This is a genomic window from Paludibacillus litoralis, from assembly GCF_037646705.1.
GTDB classification, from domain to species: Bacteria; Pseudomonadota; Alphaproteobacteria; order Rhodobacterales; family Rhodobacteraceae; genus Pikeienuella; species Pikeienuella litoralis.
Window position 1 is genome coordinate 498,396 of record NZ_JBBHER010000002.1, and the last position, 13,979, is coordinate 512,374.

Below are 13,979 nucleotides of genomic sequence, written 5' to 3' on the forward strand. Positions count from 1 at the left end.
CGTATGCGCGCGGATACAAGGATGACGCGATGATATTGCCGGAGCGGGCGCGAAAGATGGCGGAGCGAACGCTGAGCGGCGCGGCGCGGGAGGGGTTCTTCATCCCCTACCGCCATGCCGACGCGGTCGCGCCTCCGGGGCCCTATCCGGCGTTCGAGGCGCTGTTCGCGGCGGCCGAGGGCGAATTCCGCACCATCCTGGCGGAGATCGAGCGGCGCGGCGCCGCGCTGGCCGCGCTGGACGGGCCGCCGCCGCGGCCGCGCTGGGGGCAGGACTGGTTTCCGCGCGCCGACGGCGCCGCGGCGTACGCCATCGTCGCCGCGCGCCGGCCCGCGCGGATCATCGAGGTGGGCTCCGGCCATTCGACCCGCTTCATGGCCGAGGCGGCGCGGGCCGAGGGGACGGGCGCCCGGATCACCTGCATCGACCCCGCGCCGCGCGCCGCGCTCGGCGATCTGCCGGTGGAATGGGTGGGCGCGCTGCTTTCCGAGCGGCATCTGCCGCTGTTCGAGGCGCTGGCGCCGGGCGATGTCGCGTTTTTCGATTCGAGCCATGTGCTCGTCCCCGGCTCGGATGTCGACATGATTCTCAACCGGATCCTGCCGGCCCTCCGCCCCGGCGTTCTCGTCCATTTTCATGACATTCTGCTGCCGGATCCCTATCCCGAGACGTGGGAATGGCGCGGCTACGCCGAGCAGAACGGTTTTGGCCCATGGCTGCTCTCGGGCGGGATGCGGCCGCTTTTCTCCAGCCGCTACGCCGTCACCCGAATGCGGGCTGCGGAGACCGGCGCGCTGTCGCGGCTGCCGCTCCACGCGGGCGCGGTGGAGACCAGTCTCTGGGCGGTGAAAGCGTGAGCGCGCCGGTTTTCATCCTGGTCGAGCCGCAGATGGCGGAGAATATCGGCGCCGCCGCCCGGGGCATGTGGAATTTCGGCCTGAAGGACATGCGGGTCGTCGCGCCGCGCGACGGCTGGCCGAGCCCGAAGGCGGTCGCCGTGGCGTCGGGCGCGGGGCGGGTGCTGGACGGCGCGCGGAATTTCGGCGGAACCGCCGACGCGGTCGCCGATCTCACCCATGTCTACGCCACCACGGCCCGCCCGAGAGGCATGACCAAGCAGGTTCTGACGCCGGAGGCCGCGATGCGGGACGCGGCGGCCCGGATCGCCGATGGAGAGCGCGTCGGCGTGCTGTTCGGGCGCGAGCGGACGGGGTTGGAGACGGAGGACATCGTCCGCGCCAACACCATCGTCACCGTGCCGGTGAACCCGGACTTCGCGTCGCTCAACCTCGCGCAATGCGTTCTTCTGGTCGCGTACGAATGGCGCCGGCAGGCCCGGGAGGCGCCCCGCGCCGTGGCGCTGGATACGCCCCCGGCCGCGCAGCGCGACGTGGAGCGGATGATCGATCATCTGGTGGAGGAGCTGGACGAGGCGCGATTCTTCTTCCCGGAGACGAAGCGGGCGTCGATGCTGGTGCATCTCCGAAGCATGTTCCACCGGGCGCCTCTGACCGACCAGGACGTCCGGACGCTGCACGGCCTGATCCGGGCACTGGCGGAAAAGCGCCGGCGGGAGGAGTAGCGGGCGCGGGCGCTCAGCCCAGCACCGCCTTCACCCCCTGGATCAGCATCGCCTGGTCGGTGCCCGCGGCGATCATCTCGAAGCCTTGGCGGCGGTAGTCCGCGGCCCCCTCGGCGTTCATCGCCATCGCGCCGAGGGCCTTGCCGTGGCGGCGCGCGGCGGCGGCGATCTCCGCGCAGGCGTCGAGATAGGCCGGCGCCTGAAAATCCCCCGGCGCGCCGAGGAAATTGGTCAGGTCGAACTGGCCGATCCAGAGCACGTCGATCCCCTCCGTCGCGGCGATCTGGTCGACATGGGCGAGGCCGCGTTCGGTTTCGATCTGGGCGATGATCAGCACGTTTTCGTTCGAAGCCGCGATCTTGTCCGCCGGCGCGCCGGGCTCGAAGTCGTCATGGGAGAAGCCGAACGCCGCGCCGCGCCGTCCCTGCGGCGGATAATGGCAGGCTTCGACGATCGAAGCCGCCGCCGCGCCGCTATCGACCATCGGCACCATGACGCCCTTCATGCCGATATCGAGCAGCCGCGCGAGAAAGTGATAATCGCCGGCCGGGGGGCGCGCGAGCGGCGTGATCGGCAAGCCGCGGCAAGCCGCCGCCTGCGCCTTCAGCGTCTCCAGCCCAACGCCGGAATGCTCCATGTCGTAGATCACGAATTCCGCGCCGGCGACGCGCAAAAGTTGAGAGACGCCGGGAGAAAAGAACTCGAACACCATCGCGCCGGGAACCTGCTCCCCGGCCAGCACGCGTTTCCGCAATCCCATACGCCCTCCTCACCGCGTCTTCGGCTCCGACCCGCCGGACCAGCATGGCCGAGGCGCCGGCGGCTTGTCGAGCGTGATTGTCTTGCGGCTTTCGCGCCTCTACCATGGGCGAACTTGATGTGACGATTTGGTCGGCCGGCTTGCGGGTCACGTAAAATATTCCGCTAAAGAGGTCCCGGGCGCGCCCGGACCGTTTCGGCCCGGCTTTTCCGTGGCGCGCCACGCTTCGCCGAAAGAAGACACGATGGAACGAGAGCTTTCTCCCCGGACCCGCATGGTTCACGCCGGGATCGAGCGGAGCCGTCACGGCGAGATGTCGGAGGCGCTCTACCTGACGCAAGGCTTCGCCTATCCCAGCGCCGAAGCGGCGGAGGCGCGCTTCAACGGCGAGGATGAGGGGTTCATCTACGCGCGTTACGGCAATCCGACGGTGCGGATGTTCGAGAACCGGATCGCCGCGCTGGAGGGCGCCGAGGACGCTTTCGCCACCGCATCGGGAATGGCGGCGGTGAGCGGGGCGCTGATCGCGCAGCTGAAGGCGGGCGATCATGTCGTCGCGGCGCGCGCGCTATTCGGCTCCTGTCTCTATATCCTCGAAAAGCTTCTGCCGCGGTTCGGAGTCGAGACCACGCTGGTCGACGGGCCCGATCTCGACCAGTGGCGGGCGGCGATGCGGCCCGAGACCGTCGCCGTCTTTCTCGAAACGCCGGCCAATCCGACGCTGGAGATCATCGACATCGCCGCCGTCTCGGAGATCGCGCACGGCGTCGGCGCGCGGGTGGTGGTGGACAATGTGTTCGCGTCGCCGATCTTTCAGCGCCCGCTGGCGCTCGGCGCGGATGTCGTGGTCTATTCCGCGACGAAACATATGGACGGGCAGGGTCGCTGCCTCGGCGGGGTCGTGCTCGGCACGAAGCGGTTCATCTGCGATATCCTGCAGCCCTATCTCAAGCATACCGGCGGCGCGCTCAGCCCGTTCAACGCCTGGGTCATGCTGAAAGGGCTGGAGACGCTCGACCTCCGCGCCCGGGCGCAGGCCGCCTCCGCGGCCCTGATCGCGGATCGGCTCGCGGCCCATCCGAAGGTCGCCCGCGTGTTCTATCCCGGCCGGGAGGACCATCCGCAACGCGAGATCGCGGCGCGGCAGATGGAGACCGGCGGGACGATGATCGCCTTCGACCTTGGCGGCAAGGCGGCGGCGTTCCGGTTCATGAACGCGCTTCGGATCGTCACCATCTCCAACAATCTCGGCGACGCCAAATCCATCATCACGCACCCGGCGACGACGACCCATCAGAGGCTGGAGGAGAGCCGACGCCAGGCGTTGGGGATCGGGCGGGGGCTCCTGCGGTTCTCCGTCGGGCTCGAAGCGCCGGAGGATCTGATCGCCGATGTCGTCGGCGCGCTGGGCTGCGTCTAGGCGCGGCGTGGAGCTGCGGGGCGCCGGAGATTCGCAGGCCCGGATTCGCCGATTTGACGCGCGAGGAAACCTTTCGGCTCGGGCCGCGTCCAACTGTCATTGATCGGAGCGGCCGCCATGGATCGCCGGTCGTGGGCCACGGGCGCCTTGGACGGGGCGCCGTTCGGCGCCATATCTGGGTTGTCGTCTCGAAGGAGTAAGCCATGAACATGCGCGCGAACACCATCGCACGGGAGAGCGAGCCGGCGGCGCCGGGCCGGAGCGAAGCCGTCGCGGCGCTGGATCTGCTTCGCCGGCTCGTGGCGGAGGACCCGGCGGAGGCGGCGGCGCTGGGCCTCTCCGCGCTTTCGGGCGCGCTGGGGGGCGGCGCGCTCAGCCGCGCCTACCCCGAAGGGTTCGAAGCGGACGAGGCCTATCGGGCCACGCTGCCCGATCTGCAAAATGGCCCGGCGAGCCTGATCAAGGGCCGGCGCGCGCCGATCCAGCATGTCGGGATCTCCAATTTCCGGCTGCCGCTGCACTGGGCGACCCGGTCCGGCGAAGGCGTGACGCTGGAGACTTCGGTGACCGGATCGGTCTCGCTCGACGCGACCAAGAAGGGCATCAACATGAGTCGCATCATGCGGTCCTTCTACGCGGGCGCGGACCGGCCGTTCGGATTCGACGCGATCGGCGCCATCCTTGACAGTTACGCCACGGATATCGGCGGGCTGGACGCGCGCCTCGCGCTCCGGATCCGGTTTCCGATGCTGAAGAACAGCCTGCGCTCCGGTCTCGCCGGGTATCAGTACTATGACGCGACCTACGAGATGGCGCGCACCGAAGCGGAGACGATCCGCGCGATTCATCTCGACTATGTCTACGCCTCCACCTGCCCCTGCTCGCTGGAGCTGGCGGAGCACGCGCGCGCGAGCCGCGGCCAGATCGCGACGCCGCATTCGCAGCGCTCGGTCGCGCGGATCTCCGCGCTTCTGGATGGCGAGGGGGAGCGGCTCTGGCTGGAGGATCTGATCGGGATGTGCCGCGCCGCGATCCCGACGGAGACGCAGGTGATGGTGAAGCGCGAGGATGAGCAGGCCTTCGCGGAGCTGAACGGCTCCAATCCGATTTTCGTCGAGGACGCGGCGCGGCTTCTGGCCGACGTCCTGTCGGCGGACGCGCGGATCGGCGATTTTCGCGTCGCCGCCAGCCATCAGGAATCGCTCCACAGCCACGATGCGATCTCCGTTCTGACCGAGGGCGACTATTTCGCCGGCGCGACGTTGGCGCCGCATCTGTTCGACAGCCTGATCCATCGGGGGTAATCTTCCGCCGGAACGGATGAGGGGAGACGCGGACAATGCATCGGGTGGAAGCGAACGGCGCGCGGATTCCTGCGATCGGCCTCGGCACATGGACGCTCGACGATGCGGCGGCGGAGGCGATGGTGCGCGCGGCGCTCGGCGTCGGCTATCGCCATATCGACACCGCGGTGATGTACGGGAACGAGACCGGCGTCGGCGCGGGGCTCCGCGCGGGCGGGGTGGCGCGGGACGAGGTTTTCGTGACCACGAAGATCTGGCCGGACCAGATCGCGGACGGCGCGCTTCAGGCGGCGCTTGAGGGAAGCCTGACGCGGCTTGGGCTCGACATGGTCGATCTTGCGCTGATCCACTGGCCGTCGCCGACCATTCCGTTGGCCGAGAGCATCGGCGCGCTGAACGATGCGCGGACGAAGGGCCTGACCCGGCATATCGGCGTGTCGAATTTCAACGCCGCGCGGGTGCGCGAGGCGGCGCGGCTTTCGGCGCACCCTCTCGTCTGCAACCAGATCGAGAACCATCCGCTTCTGGATCAGGAGCGGATAATGGCGGCGAACCGGGCGCTCGGCCTCGCCACGACCTCCTATTGCCCTCTGGCGCGGGGCGGGGCGCTTTTCGAGGAGCCGGCGGTGGCGTCGCCCGCCGCGCGCCTCGGCGTCTCGCCGGCGCAGGTCGTCCTTCGCTGGCATGTGCAGCAGGACGGCGTCGTGGCGATTCCGCGCACGACCAACCCGGCGCGTCTGGAGGAGAATCTCTCGGTTTTCGATTTTTCGCTGGAGCCGGAGGAAATGACGGCGATTGGCGCGCTCCGGACGCGGGGGCTCCGACTGTGCGAGGGCTCCGAACACGCGCCGGAATGGACCGCGGCCTGATTCCGGCGCGCGGTGGCCATCCTTGACAGCGTCGAGCGGCCCAGCCAACGCTCCGCCATGCTAGACCCGCGCCCCGTATTCTTCGTCGTCGGCATCTTCATCTTCGGGCTCGGCGTCGCGATGGCGGCCCCGGCCGTGGTCGAGGCGGCGCATGGCGCCGGCGGCTGGCGCGTCTTTGCGCTCTGCGGCGCGGTCGCGATGTTTTTCGGGGGCGCGCTGACCGGGGCCTGCCGCGAGCAGCGAAGCGCGGGCCTCTCGCTCCAGCAGAGCTTTCTTCTGGCCAACCTCACCTGGATCGCGCTGCCGTTCTTCGGCGCGCTGCCGTTCATGCTGGGCGAGCCGAACGCCCGTTTCGTCGACGCGTTTTTCGAAGCGATGAGCGGGATGACGACCACCGGCTCCACGGTCTTCACCGGGCTGGAGACGCTTCCGAAGGGCGTGCTTCTCTGGCGGGGGATGCTGCAGTGGTTCGGCGGCGTCGGCATCATCGTGTTCGCGATGGTCTTCCTGCCCGCGCTGCGGGTCGGGGGCATGCAGTTCTTCAGGTCCGAGGCGTTCGACACGCTCGGCAAGATCCTGCCGAGGGCGGTGGAGATCGCGCAATCGATCGGCTGGATCTATGTCTCCCTCACCGCGTTCTGCATGGTCGGCTACGCCGCGGCGGGCATGTCGGCGTTCGACGCCACGGTCCACGCGATGACCACGATCGCGACCGGGGGATTCGCGAACAGCGACTCGTCTTTCGGAGCGTATGAGCCCGGCGCGGAATATGTCGCCTCGGCGTTCATGTTTCTCGCCGCGCTCCCGTTCGTGCGGTATGTCCAGGTCGTGAACGGCTCCACGCGCCCGCTGTTCGTCGACCCGCAGATCCGGGCCTTTCTGGGGGCGGTTCTGGTGTCGGCGGGCCTCCTGACCACTTATCTCGTCGTCGAGGGGGGCGTCTTCCGGGAATCGAATGTCCGCGAAGCCCTGTTCAACTCGCTCTCGATCATCACCGGCACCGGGTTCGCCAGCGTCGATTATCAGGCCTGGGGCGCGTTCCCCGTGACGGTGATCTTCATCATCGGCTTCATCGGCGGCTGTTCGGGCTCGACGGCCTGTTCGATCAAGATTTTCCGGCTCCAGATTCTGGCGGCGGCGGTCGTGTCGCAGATTCGCCGGCTCCACTCGCCGAACGGCGTCTTTACGCCGCGATACGCCGGCCGGCCGGTGGACCCGGACGTGATTTCCTCGGTGATGAGCTTCCTGTTCTTCTTTCTGGTCAGTTTCGGGCTGATCGCCATCATGCTGTCGATGATCGGGCTGGCGCCGATCACCGCGATTTCCGGCGCGGCGACCGCCATCGCCAATATCGGGCCGGGGCTCGGGCCGGAGATCGGGCCGTCCGGCAACTTCGCGAAGTTGCCCGACGCGGCGAAATGGGTGCTGTCGGTGGCGATGCTTCTGGGGCGGCTGGAGCTTCTCGCGGTGCTGGTGATGTTCACATCCGCGTTCTGGCGAGGCTGAGATGCGCCCAACGACATTCGCGCTTCTGCTGATGACCATGAGCGCGCTCCTGATTCCGGTCGGCGACGCCTTCGCGAAGGTGGTGGCGCAGGCCACATCGATCGAGCCGATCGTGGTGGCCTTTTTCCGGTTCGCCGTCGGTGCGGCGATCTTCCTGCCGCTGGCGCTGGCGCGGAGACAGTTTCCGGCGCTGACGCCGCGCTTCGTCGTCGCGCAACTCTTGCGCGGGATGTTCGTGGTCGGCGGCATCGTTTCGATGGTGACCGCGGTCTCCTACGCGCCGTTGGCGGATGTGTTCGGAGCGTTCTTCATCGCCCCGGCGATCGCGACGCTTCTCGCCGCGACGGTCCTGAAGGAGCGGGTGACGGCCCTCGACCTTCTCTCGCTGCTCTTCGGCCTTGTCGGCGTGCTCATGGTGACGCGCCCGGGCGCGGGCATGAACGTGGGGCTTCTCTGGGCGCTTGCCGGCGGCGCGTCCTACGGGTGCTTCAACGCAGCGACGCGCTGGAGCGCGCCTTTCACGCCGCCCTTGGCGCAGATCGCCTCGCAATTGGTGATCGGAACGCTCATCACGTTCCCCTTCGCGCTCGGCGGGATGGGGGCCGCGACCGAGGGGCCATGGCTCCTTCTCGGCTCCGGGCTCGGTTCGGCGGCGGCGAATTTCTGCCTCGTCGCCGCCTACGCGCGTGAGCGCGCCGCGGTGCTCTCGCCGTTGATCTATCTGCAATTGCCGAGCGCGGCGCTGATCGGCCTCGCCGTCTTCAGCGACTTTCCGGATGCGCTCGCCGCCGCCGGTCTGGCGCTGATCGTCGTCACGGGGATCGGGATTCGCCTCTTCGCCGGCTTCAGAGCGGCTCGGCCGAAAGCCGCCCCGCCGCCGCAGCCGTGATGCGCGCCGCGACGAGGGCGCCGACCGGCTGATCGGCCGCGAAATCCACCTTGGCGAAGGTTTCGGTCCGCCCGCGCCGCGGGCTTTCCATCAGGACTTCGCGCGTTTCGCCGATCTCCCGCGTCAGATAGGCGGCCGTGCGCGCCTCGCCGAGCGCGCGAAGACGGGCGGCGCGCTCCCGAATTTCGGCTCCGGGGACCTGCGGCATCCGCGCGGCCGGCGTGCCCTTTCGCTTCGAATAGGGGAAGACATGAAGCCATGTGAGGCCGCATTCCTCCACCAGCCTCAGCGAGTTCTCGAACATCGCCTCGGTCTCCGTGGGGAAGCCGGCGATCAGGTCGGCGCCATAGACGATTTCGGGCCGCGCGCGGCGCATGTTCTCGCAGAACCGGATCGCGTCGTCCCGGAGATGGCGCCGCTTCATCCGCTTCAGGATCATGTCGTCTCCCGCCTGAAGCGAGAGATGGAGATGCGGCATCAGCCGGCGCTCGGACGCCACCGCGTCGATCAGCGCGGGGTCCGCTTCGATGCTGTCGATGGATGAGATCCTGAGCCGCCGGAGATCCGGCGCGAGCCGCAGGATTCGCTGCACGAGATCGCCGAGGCGCGGCGCGCCCGGCAGATCCGCGCCCCACGAGGTCATGTCGACCCCGGTCAGGACGATCTCGTTGTAGCCCGAATCGATCAGGCGCCGGACCTGCTCGACCACCACTCCCGCCGGAACCGAGCGGGAATCGCCCCGCCCATATGGAATGATGCAGAAGGTGCAGCGATGATCGCAGCCGTTCTGCACCTGAATATAGGCGCGCGCGCGCGAACCGAACCCGTCGATCAGATGCCCGGCCGTCTCCTTCACGGCCATGATGTCGTCGACGAGGATCTTCTCGGTCGGCGGGCGGAAGTCAGGCGCGGCGAGCGCGGTCCAGCTTTCCTTGCGCATCTTCTCCAGATTGCCGAGGACCAGATCGACCTCCGGCATGGCGGCGAAGGTCTCCGGCTCCACCTGCGCGGCGCAGCCGGTGACGACGATCCGGGCCTCCGGATGGTCGCGCCGAAGCCGGCGGATCCGCTGGCGGGCCTGGCGCACCGCCTCCGCCGTCACCGCGCAGGTGTTGACGATGATCGCCCCCTCCAGCCCGGATTCGGCGGCGAGGCCCTTCATCGCTTCGGTCTCGTAGGCGTTGAGACGGCAGCCGAACGTCTCGAACAGCGGCGCGCTCATCGCGCGGCTTCGAGAAATTCGGCCGAGAGCCGGCCCTCGAACACGTTCGCGACCGGGCCGGTCATGAGAACCCCGGCCCCTTCCGGCCAGGCCACCTCGATCTCGCCGCCGTCGAGCGTCAGCACCGCGCTCCGGTCCATCAATCCGCGCCTGACGGCGTTCACCAGCACCGCGCAGGATGACGAGCCGGACGCGAGCGTGACGCCGACGCCCCGCTCCCAGACCTTCACCCGCGCCCGGTCGCGCGCGACAATCTCGACGAACTGGACATTGGTCCGCTCCGGAAAGAGCGAGTCGCGCTCCACCGCCGGGCCCCGCGTCGTCAGCGGCGCGGCCTCCGCGCTTTCGACGAAGAAAGTGCAATGCGGATTGCCCATCGAGCACGCGGCCGGATCGCCCGGCAGGGGCAGATGCGCCGTGTCGGCCTCCCGCGAGAGCGGAATGTCCCGCCAGTCGAGCAGGGGCGCCCCCATGTCGACCCGCACCCGCCCGTCGCTCAACGCCTCGCAGGCAAGAACGCCGCGTTCCGTCCGAAGCCTGAGCCGCTCGCGGCCCGCGGCTTTCATCAGCCGCGCGGCGATGCAGCGCGTTGCGTTGCCGCAGGCGCCCGCCGTGCCGCCGTCCGCGTTCCAGAAGACGAGCCGCGCGTCAGCCTCCGCATCCTCGAAGATCACGACAAGCTGGTCGAAGCCGACGCCGCGGCGCCGGTCGCCGATGGCCCGCGCCAGCGCAGGCGTCATCGGATCGGCGCGCTCGCGCGCGTCGATCACGACGAAGTCGTTTCCAAGCCCGTGCATCTTTTCAAACGCGAGGGCGGCGCTGGCGTCGAGCGTAGACATGGGCGGTGTATAATGTCAGCCGCGCCCGAGCGCCAGCGCCGCCGCGCCGCCAATGTTTTCATCTTGACCCGTTCCGGCGCTCTCCCTAGGTTCCGCACCGCAAAGCCGCCGACGGACGCCTCATTTGTCGTTCGGCGAGGGAGTTGTGCGACGACATGTGAAACGGCCTCGCCGGAGCGATCTCCGCGTGGCGAGCCGATCACACGGTGGGGCGGGTAGCTCAGTGGTAGAGCAGCTGACTTTTAATCAGCTGGTCGCGGGTTCGATCCCCGCCCCGCTCACCAATGTTTTCAAAGAGTTACTTTAAATGCGCAATGGCGCTCGGGTTGCTCCTTTCGGTATGGGGGACATTTGGGGGACATTTCAGCGCTGTTGCTTGGCGCGAAGCTGCCGATTTCAGCCGCTCGTTCTCACGAAGTGCTGGTGCGGATAATCGATGCAGTTTAGATCGCCCGCCACAACACGGCCAGCATCAGGCCCCAGAGCGCGCACCCCACGCATAGCGCCAGTGCATCACCGATGATACGCCGCGCCCGCTGACGCGCCGTTTCTGGCGGCCTGTGCCAATGTCTCGCAGGGGCGGGGGGGGGCTCGCTCGTATTATCGCTCTTGGCGTTCATGACTTTTGGCTAGCTGCCCAGCCTTAAGGCATCACTACCCGCCCCGACTTATTTACCTCGAAGATTCTGCTAAATGAAGAAAAATCGAACCACAATAAACCGAAAAGAAAATTCTTGAAATCGTAACCCTAGAGTCCGTAATCTCACGTACGGCAGGCTAAATGGGGAATGCCGGTTCAAATTTGAGGCGATTAGGATGCTTAAAATCTTTGCCACAAGCGCAATATTTATGCTGCTTTTCGGCGCATCGGTTCACGCGCAGACCTGCCGGACCGACACATTGGGCAACACTCGTTGCAGCAATGGGCAAACATTTCGAACTGACTCGCTCGGTACAACGCGCGACAATCGCGGAAATACTTGGCGGACTGACTCGCTTGGCACAACGCGCGGATCGGACGGCACCACGTACCAAACAAATTCTCTAGGAACGACGAGAGATAATCATGGAAATAGTTGGCGCACCGATAGCTTGGGCACTACCCGCGGCTCGGACGGTACAACTTGCAGAACCGATAGTCTTGGGACGATGCGCTGCTACTAGTTCGCGCTAATATCGATGGCGCGACGGAGTCCCCGTTCGAGCTACGCATCCGGCAAGCCGCCTAGAGATGCTCGCTACCGACTAACCAGTTTCCGCCAAGGTATTGGCTCGCCATGAATTGACCGATGCGCTTAATTCCATTCCTGCCCGTTGCCCTCGCCCTCCTGCTTGTTACGCCCACGTGGTCAGCTGACCTTGTTGGCCGCGCATCCGTAATCGATGGCGACACCATCGACATTCACGGCCAGCGCATCCGCCTCCATGGGATTGACGCGCCTGAAAGCCGCCAGCTTTGCGAGAAAGCTGATGGCGCTAGATACCGCTGCGGCCAGCAATCCGCCCTTTATCTGGATGCGATGCTTGAAGGCAGAACCGTGCGGTGCGACGAGAAGGACGTGGACCGCTACGGCCGGATCGTCGGCGAGTGCTTCGTGAACCTGGACGGCGCTCCGGTTTCGGCCAATGGCCTGATGGTCATCGCCGGCCACGCCGTCGCCTATCGGCGCTACAGCAAGGACTTTGTTGCGGCCGAAGCCGCAGCGCGAGCGGAGAAACGCGGCGTCTGGCAGGGCGAGTTTGAAATGCCTTGGGATTGGCGTAGACGACATTGAAGCGCGACGTTCGGCCGTTCCCATTCGCGGAGCGCATATCCTGAAAGGATCTAGTCATGGACAAATCACGGCTCTTGGGAGCTTTGGCTGGTGGCGTGATAGGTTTTCTAGTCGGGTCAGGAACCGGCATCGTGGGCGGAGTCTTTGGCGCTGTCGCCGGGGTGGTGGTGTTCACGTTGATAGGGGTCTTCTGGGGTTGGAGCGCCGGGCCGGACGTCGCGAGAGTTGTGCGGAGGCGATTCAAGTAAGTCTAGGTAAGTTTGGCGGACGTGCAGCGCTTAAGTTCGCTGGACCGGAGTTTGTCGCGACAAATCTAGGAAAGGCGAGACAACGAAGGCGGGAGAGATAGGCCCAATCGTTAATGCCAATGCGGCGCGCGAGGCGTTCCTGTTAACCGACGAACTGCACCAGTATCAGAGCATCGGCAAAGGCTACGCCGCTCACCATTAGGTCAACCACGGCTCCGGCGAATACGTTTACGGTCCCGTGCACTCAAACATGATTGAAGGCGTGTTCTCGATCTTCAAGCGCGGCATGAAGGGCGTCTATCAGCATTGCCGCGAGAAGCACCTGCACCGCTATCTGGCGGAGTTCGATTTCCGCTACAACAACCGCATCGCGCAGGGCATTGATGATAGCCCCCGCGCGGATAACGCGCTTGTGGGCGAGGCCGGCAAGCGCCTGATGTAACACAGGACTTAAGAGCGGAGATTGATTTCTTGTCGCGCTCCCGCTTCAACAGAGCCAAGAGGTACAAGCATTGCTACTTCGCTCAAAAGTGCACGGTCTTCCCGCGGGATTTCTTTCTTGAACACGCAAAAGCCTCTCACGTCAGGTCGGTCGCCTTGAGAGTCTTTGGAGACGTCAGAAAAACTCACGAAATTGGCGTTCACTGATGCCGCATAAGGCGTGACAGACTTAATCAAAAGTGGACGAGCACCAAGCACGGCAAGGTCAAACTTGCGATGCTTTCCGCTAGCGCCACGCATAGAAAATTCTGTCGCAATCCGTTGGGGAGGCACCACTCGCAATATCGCCTCCATAATCTCAGGGATGAAGTTTTCTGCTTGTTTGGTGGCACTATAGGCGAAAGCAGTAGATGCAGCTAAAGCCGACGCATTTGCGACTGCCAAAATTCCATTCTCTATCCACTCTCGGCTTTCCACTTCGACCCAAAGCGCGCCGCCGCTCTCTTCAAGCATGAATTTGCTGGTCGCGGCTTTGAACGATGGTGCCAGCACATCGTGGCTGAAGCCCTGACGAAGGATTTCCTCTGCGGCTCCCCCGCCGTCTGTGATACGAAAACTGTTATGAGCATTCCAGCGAGAGACGTGGACTGTTACCGGTGAAAACGATGGATACAGGCAATGGGTCTTCATCGTGGCCCCATACTCAGAGGTCACGCAGCGGTCCAAGCGTTGGACTAAATTCTTCAATGTAGAACAGTCCACGGTCAGCCTCCCTTAGGAAAAGAATCTACCCTGTTTGGGCAAATTCACAACCCTCTGCTCGCTTGTGATCGTGATATTCAGATCACTCACCGCTTGGGCTAGAGCATGTTCCAGTTCGTTAATATTGTGCGGCAAAGGCTTCCGGCAGGGAAGTGATTTATCCCAATTGAGATTAACGTATTCCATGTTTGCATCCCATGGGTGAGTGTGTGGCCCCGCTACATAATTTGGAAGGCCGTGTTTAGACGCCCATGGCGGGTTTGGCTTCTCCTCATCCATCGGGACTATATCAAGCCGGTAGACTGGATGCTGACGATAGATGAGCGTGATTGAAGGTCGATCAAGTGACGGTTTTAGGCTGA

12 protein-coding genes, 1 tRNA gene, 1 pseudogene and 1 riboswitch are annotated in these 13,979 nt (G+C 65.6%); of the genes and pseudogenes, 10 read left to right on the plus strand and 4 right to left on the minus strand.

Annotation, left to right across the window (positions count from 1 at the left end):
- Positions 1-29: 29 nt before the first annotated feature.
- Both WG921_RS03330 and WG921_RS03335 read left to right on the plus strand, forming a co-directional pair.
- Positions 30-857 carry a class I SAM-dependent methyltransferase gene (locus WG921_RS03330; protein WP_340107781.1) on the plus strand — a complete coding sequence of 276 codons (828 nt, stop codon included), beginning with the start codon at positions 30-32 and terminating at the stop codon, positions 855-857.
- Positions 854-1,582 carry an RNA methyltransferase gene (locus tag WG921_RS03335; RefSeq protein ID WP_340107782.1) on the plus strand — a complete coding sequence of 243 codons (729 nt, stop codon included), beginning with the start codon at positions 854-856 and terminating at the stop codon, positions 1,580-1,582. The genes WG921_RS03330 and WG921_RS03335 overlap by 4 nt, the downstream gene beginning before the upstream one ends.
- Positions 1,583-1,595: 13 nt before the next feature.
- Here WG921_RS03335 and WG921_RS03340 read toward each other — a convergent pair whose 3' ends face one another.
- Positions 1,596-2,342 carry an HpcH/HpaI aldolase family protein gene (locus WG921_RS03340; RefSeq protein ID WP_340107783.1) on the minus strand — a complete coding sequence of 249 codons (747 nt, stop codon included), beginning with the start codon at positions 2,340-2,342 and terminating at the stop codon, positions 1,596-1,598.
- A gap of 109 nt (positions 2,343-2,451) precedes the next feature.
- Positions 2,452-2,531: riboswitch (SAM riboswitch) on the plus strand.
- A 55-nt stretch (positions 2,532-2,586) separates the two neighbouring features.
- On the opposite strand from WG921_RS03340, the gene metZ reads away from it, so the two are divergent.
- The 5 genes from metZ to WG921_RS03365 all read left to right on the plus strand — a co-directional run bounded on the left by metZ (position 2,587) and on the right by WG921_RS03365 (position 8,330).
- Entirely contained in the window at positions 2,587-3,762 is a 1,176-nt protein-coding gene (gene metZ / locus WG921_RS03345) for an O-succinylhomoserine sulfhydrylase (protein ID WP_340107784.1), read from the plus strand.
- A gap of 203 nt (positions 3,763-3,965) precedes the next feature.
- Positions 3,966-5,066 (plus strand): GTP cyclohydrolase FolE2, encoded by a 1,101-nt coding sequence (gene folE2, locus WG921_RS03350; RefSeq protein WP_340107785.1) that lies wholly within the window; start codon positions 3,966-3,968, stop codon positions 5,064-5,066.
- A 35-nt stretch (positions 5,067-5,101) separates the two neighbouring features.
- A complete protein-coding gene (locus WG921_RS03355) occupies positions 5,102-5,935 on the plus strand; it encodes an aldo/keto reductase (protein ID WP_340107786.1) in 834 nt (277 codons plus the stop codon).
- 57 nt (positions 5,936-5,992) lie between these two features.
- Positions 5,993-7,441, plus strand: a complete 1,449-nt coding sequence (locus WG921_RS03360; protein WP_340107787.1) for a TrkH family potassium uptake protein — start codon at positions 5,993-5,995, stop codon at positions 7,439-7,441.
- A 1-nt stretch (position 7,442) separates the two neighbouring features.
- Positions 7,443-8,330 (plus strand): DMT family transporter, encoded by an 888-nt coding sequence (locus WG921_RS03365; protein ID WP_340107788.1) that lies wholly within the window; start codon positions 7,443-7,445, stop codon positions 8,328-8,330.
- Here the strand turns inward: WG921_RS03365 and mtaB are convergent.
- A complete protein-coding gene (gene mtaB, locus WG921_RS03370) occupies positions 8,287-9,552 on the minus strand; it encodes a tRNA (N(6)-L-threonylcarbamoyladenosine(37)-C(2))-methylthiotransferase MtaB (RefSeq protein ID WP_340107789.1) in 1,266 nt (421 codons plus the stop codon). The two genes, WG921_RS03365 and mtaB, sit on opposite strands and share 44 nt — an antisense overlap.
- Positions 9,549-10,391: a diaminopimelate epimerase gene (gene dapF / locus WG921_RS03375; protein WP_340107790.1), complete on the minus strand. Its 843-nt coding sequence runs from the start codon at positions 10,389-10,391 to the stop codon at positions 9,549-9,551. Before dapF ends, mtaB begins: the two co-directional genes overlap by 4 nt.
- A gap of 209 nt (positions 10,392-10,600) precedes the next feature.
- On the opposite strand from dapF, the gene WG921_RS03380 reads away from it, so the two are divergent.
- The 3 genes and pseudogenes from WG921_RS03380 to WG921_RS03390 all read left to right on the plus strand — a co-directional run.
- Positions 10,601-10,675: transfer RNA gene (locus tag WG921_RS03380), tRNA-Lys, on the plus strand.
- 1,005 nt (positions 10,676-11,680) lie between these two features.
- The gene (locus WG921_RS03385) at positions 11,681-12,166 is read left to right on the plus strand and encodes a thermonuclease family protein (RefSeq protein WP_340107791.1); all 486 of its coding nucleotides are present in this window, start codon (positions 11,681-11,683) and stop codon (positions 12,164-12,166) included.
- Between the two features lie 345 nt (positions 12,167-12,511).
- Positions 12,512-12,856, plus strand: a pseudogene (locus WG921_RS03390) (IS1595 family transposase); the annotation flags it as partial.
- An 8-nt stretch (positions 12,857-12,864) separates the two neighbouring features.
- Here the strand turns inward: WG921_RS03390 and WG921_RS03395 are convergent.
- Entirely contained in the window at positions 12,865-13,545 is a 681-nt protein-coding gene (locus WG921_RS03395) for a hypothetical protein (protein WP_340107792.1), read from the minus strand.
- Positions 13,546-13,979: the final 434 nt, after the last annotated feature.

Bases quoted from the DNA above. Each gene is read 5' to 3' on its own strand.
- WG921_RS03330 (WP_340107781.1), top strand. From the start codon at position 30: ATGATATTGCCGGAGCGGGCGCGAAAGATGGCGGAGCGAACGCTGAGC.
- WG921_RS03340 (WP_340107783.1), bottom strand. From the start codon at position 2,342: ATGGGATTGCGGAAACGCGTGCTGGCCGGGGAGCAGGTTCCCGGCGCG.
- metZ (WP_340107784.1), top strand. From the start codon at position 2,587: ATGGAACGAGAGCTTTCTCCCCGGACCCGCATGGTTCACGCCGGGATC.
- folE2 (WP_340107785.1), top strand. From the start codon at position 3,966: ATGAACATGCGCGCGAACACCATCGCACGGGAGAGCGAGCCGGCGGCG.
- WG921_RS03355 (WP_340107786.1), top strand. From the start codon at position 5,102: ATGCATCGGGTGGAAGCGAACGGCGCGCGGATTCCTGCGATCGGCCTC.
- WG921_RS03360 (WP_340107787.1), top strand. From the start codon at position 5,993: ATGCTAGACCCGCGCCCCGTATTCTTCGTCGTCGGCATCTTCATCTTC.
- WG921_RS03365 (WP_340107788.1), top strand. From the start codon at position 7,443: ATGCGCCCAACGACATTCGCGCTTCTGCTGATGACCATGAGCGCGCTC.
- mtaB (WP_340107789.1), bottom strand. From the start codon at position 9,552: ATGAGCGCGCCGCTGTTCGAGACGTTCGGCTGCCGTCTCAACGCCTAC.
- dapF (WP_340107790.1), bottom strand. From the start codon at position 10,391: ATGTCTACGCTCGACGCCAGCGCCGCCCTCGCGTTTGAAAAGATGCAC.
- WG921_RS03385 (WP_340107791.1), top strand. From the start codon at position 11,681: ATGCGCTTAATTCCATTCCTGCCCGTTGCCCTCGCCCTCCTGCTTGTT.
- WG921_RS03395 (WP_340107792.1), bottom strand. From the start codon at position 13,545: ATGAAGACCCATTGCCTGTATCCATCGTTTTCACCGGTAACAGTCCAC.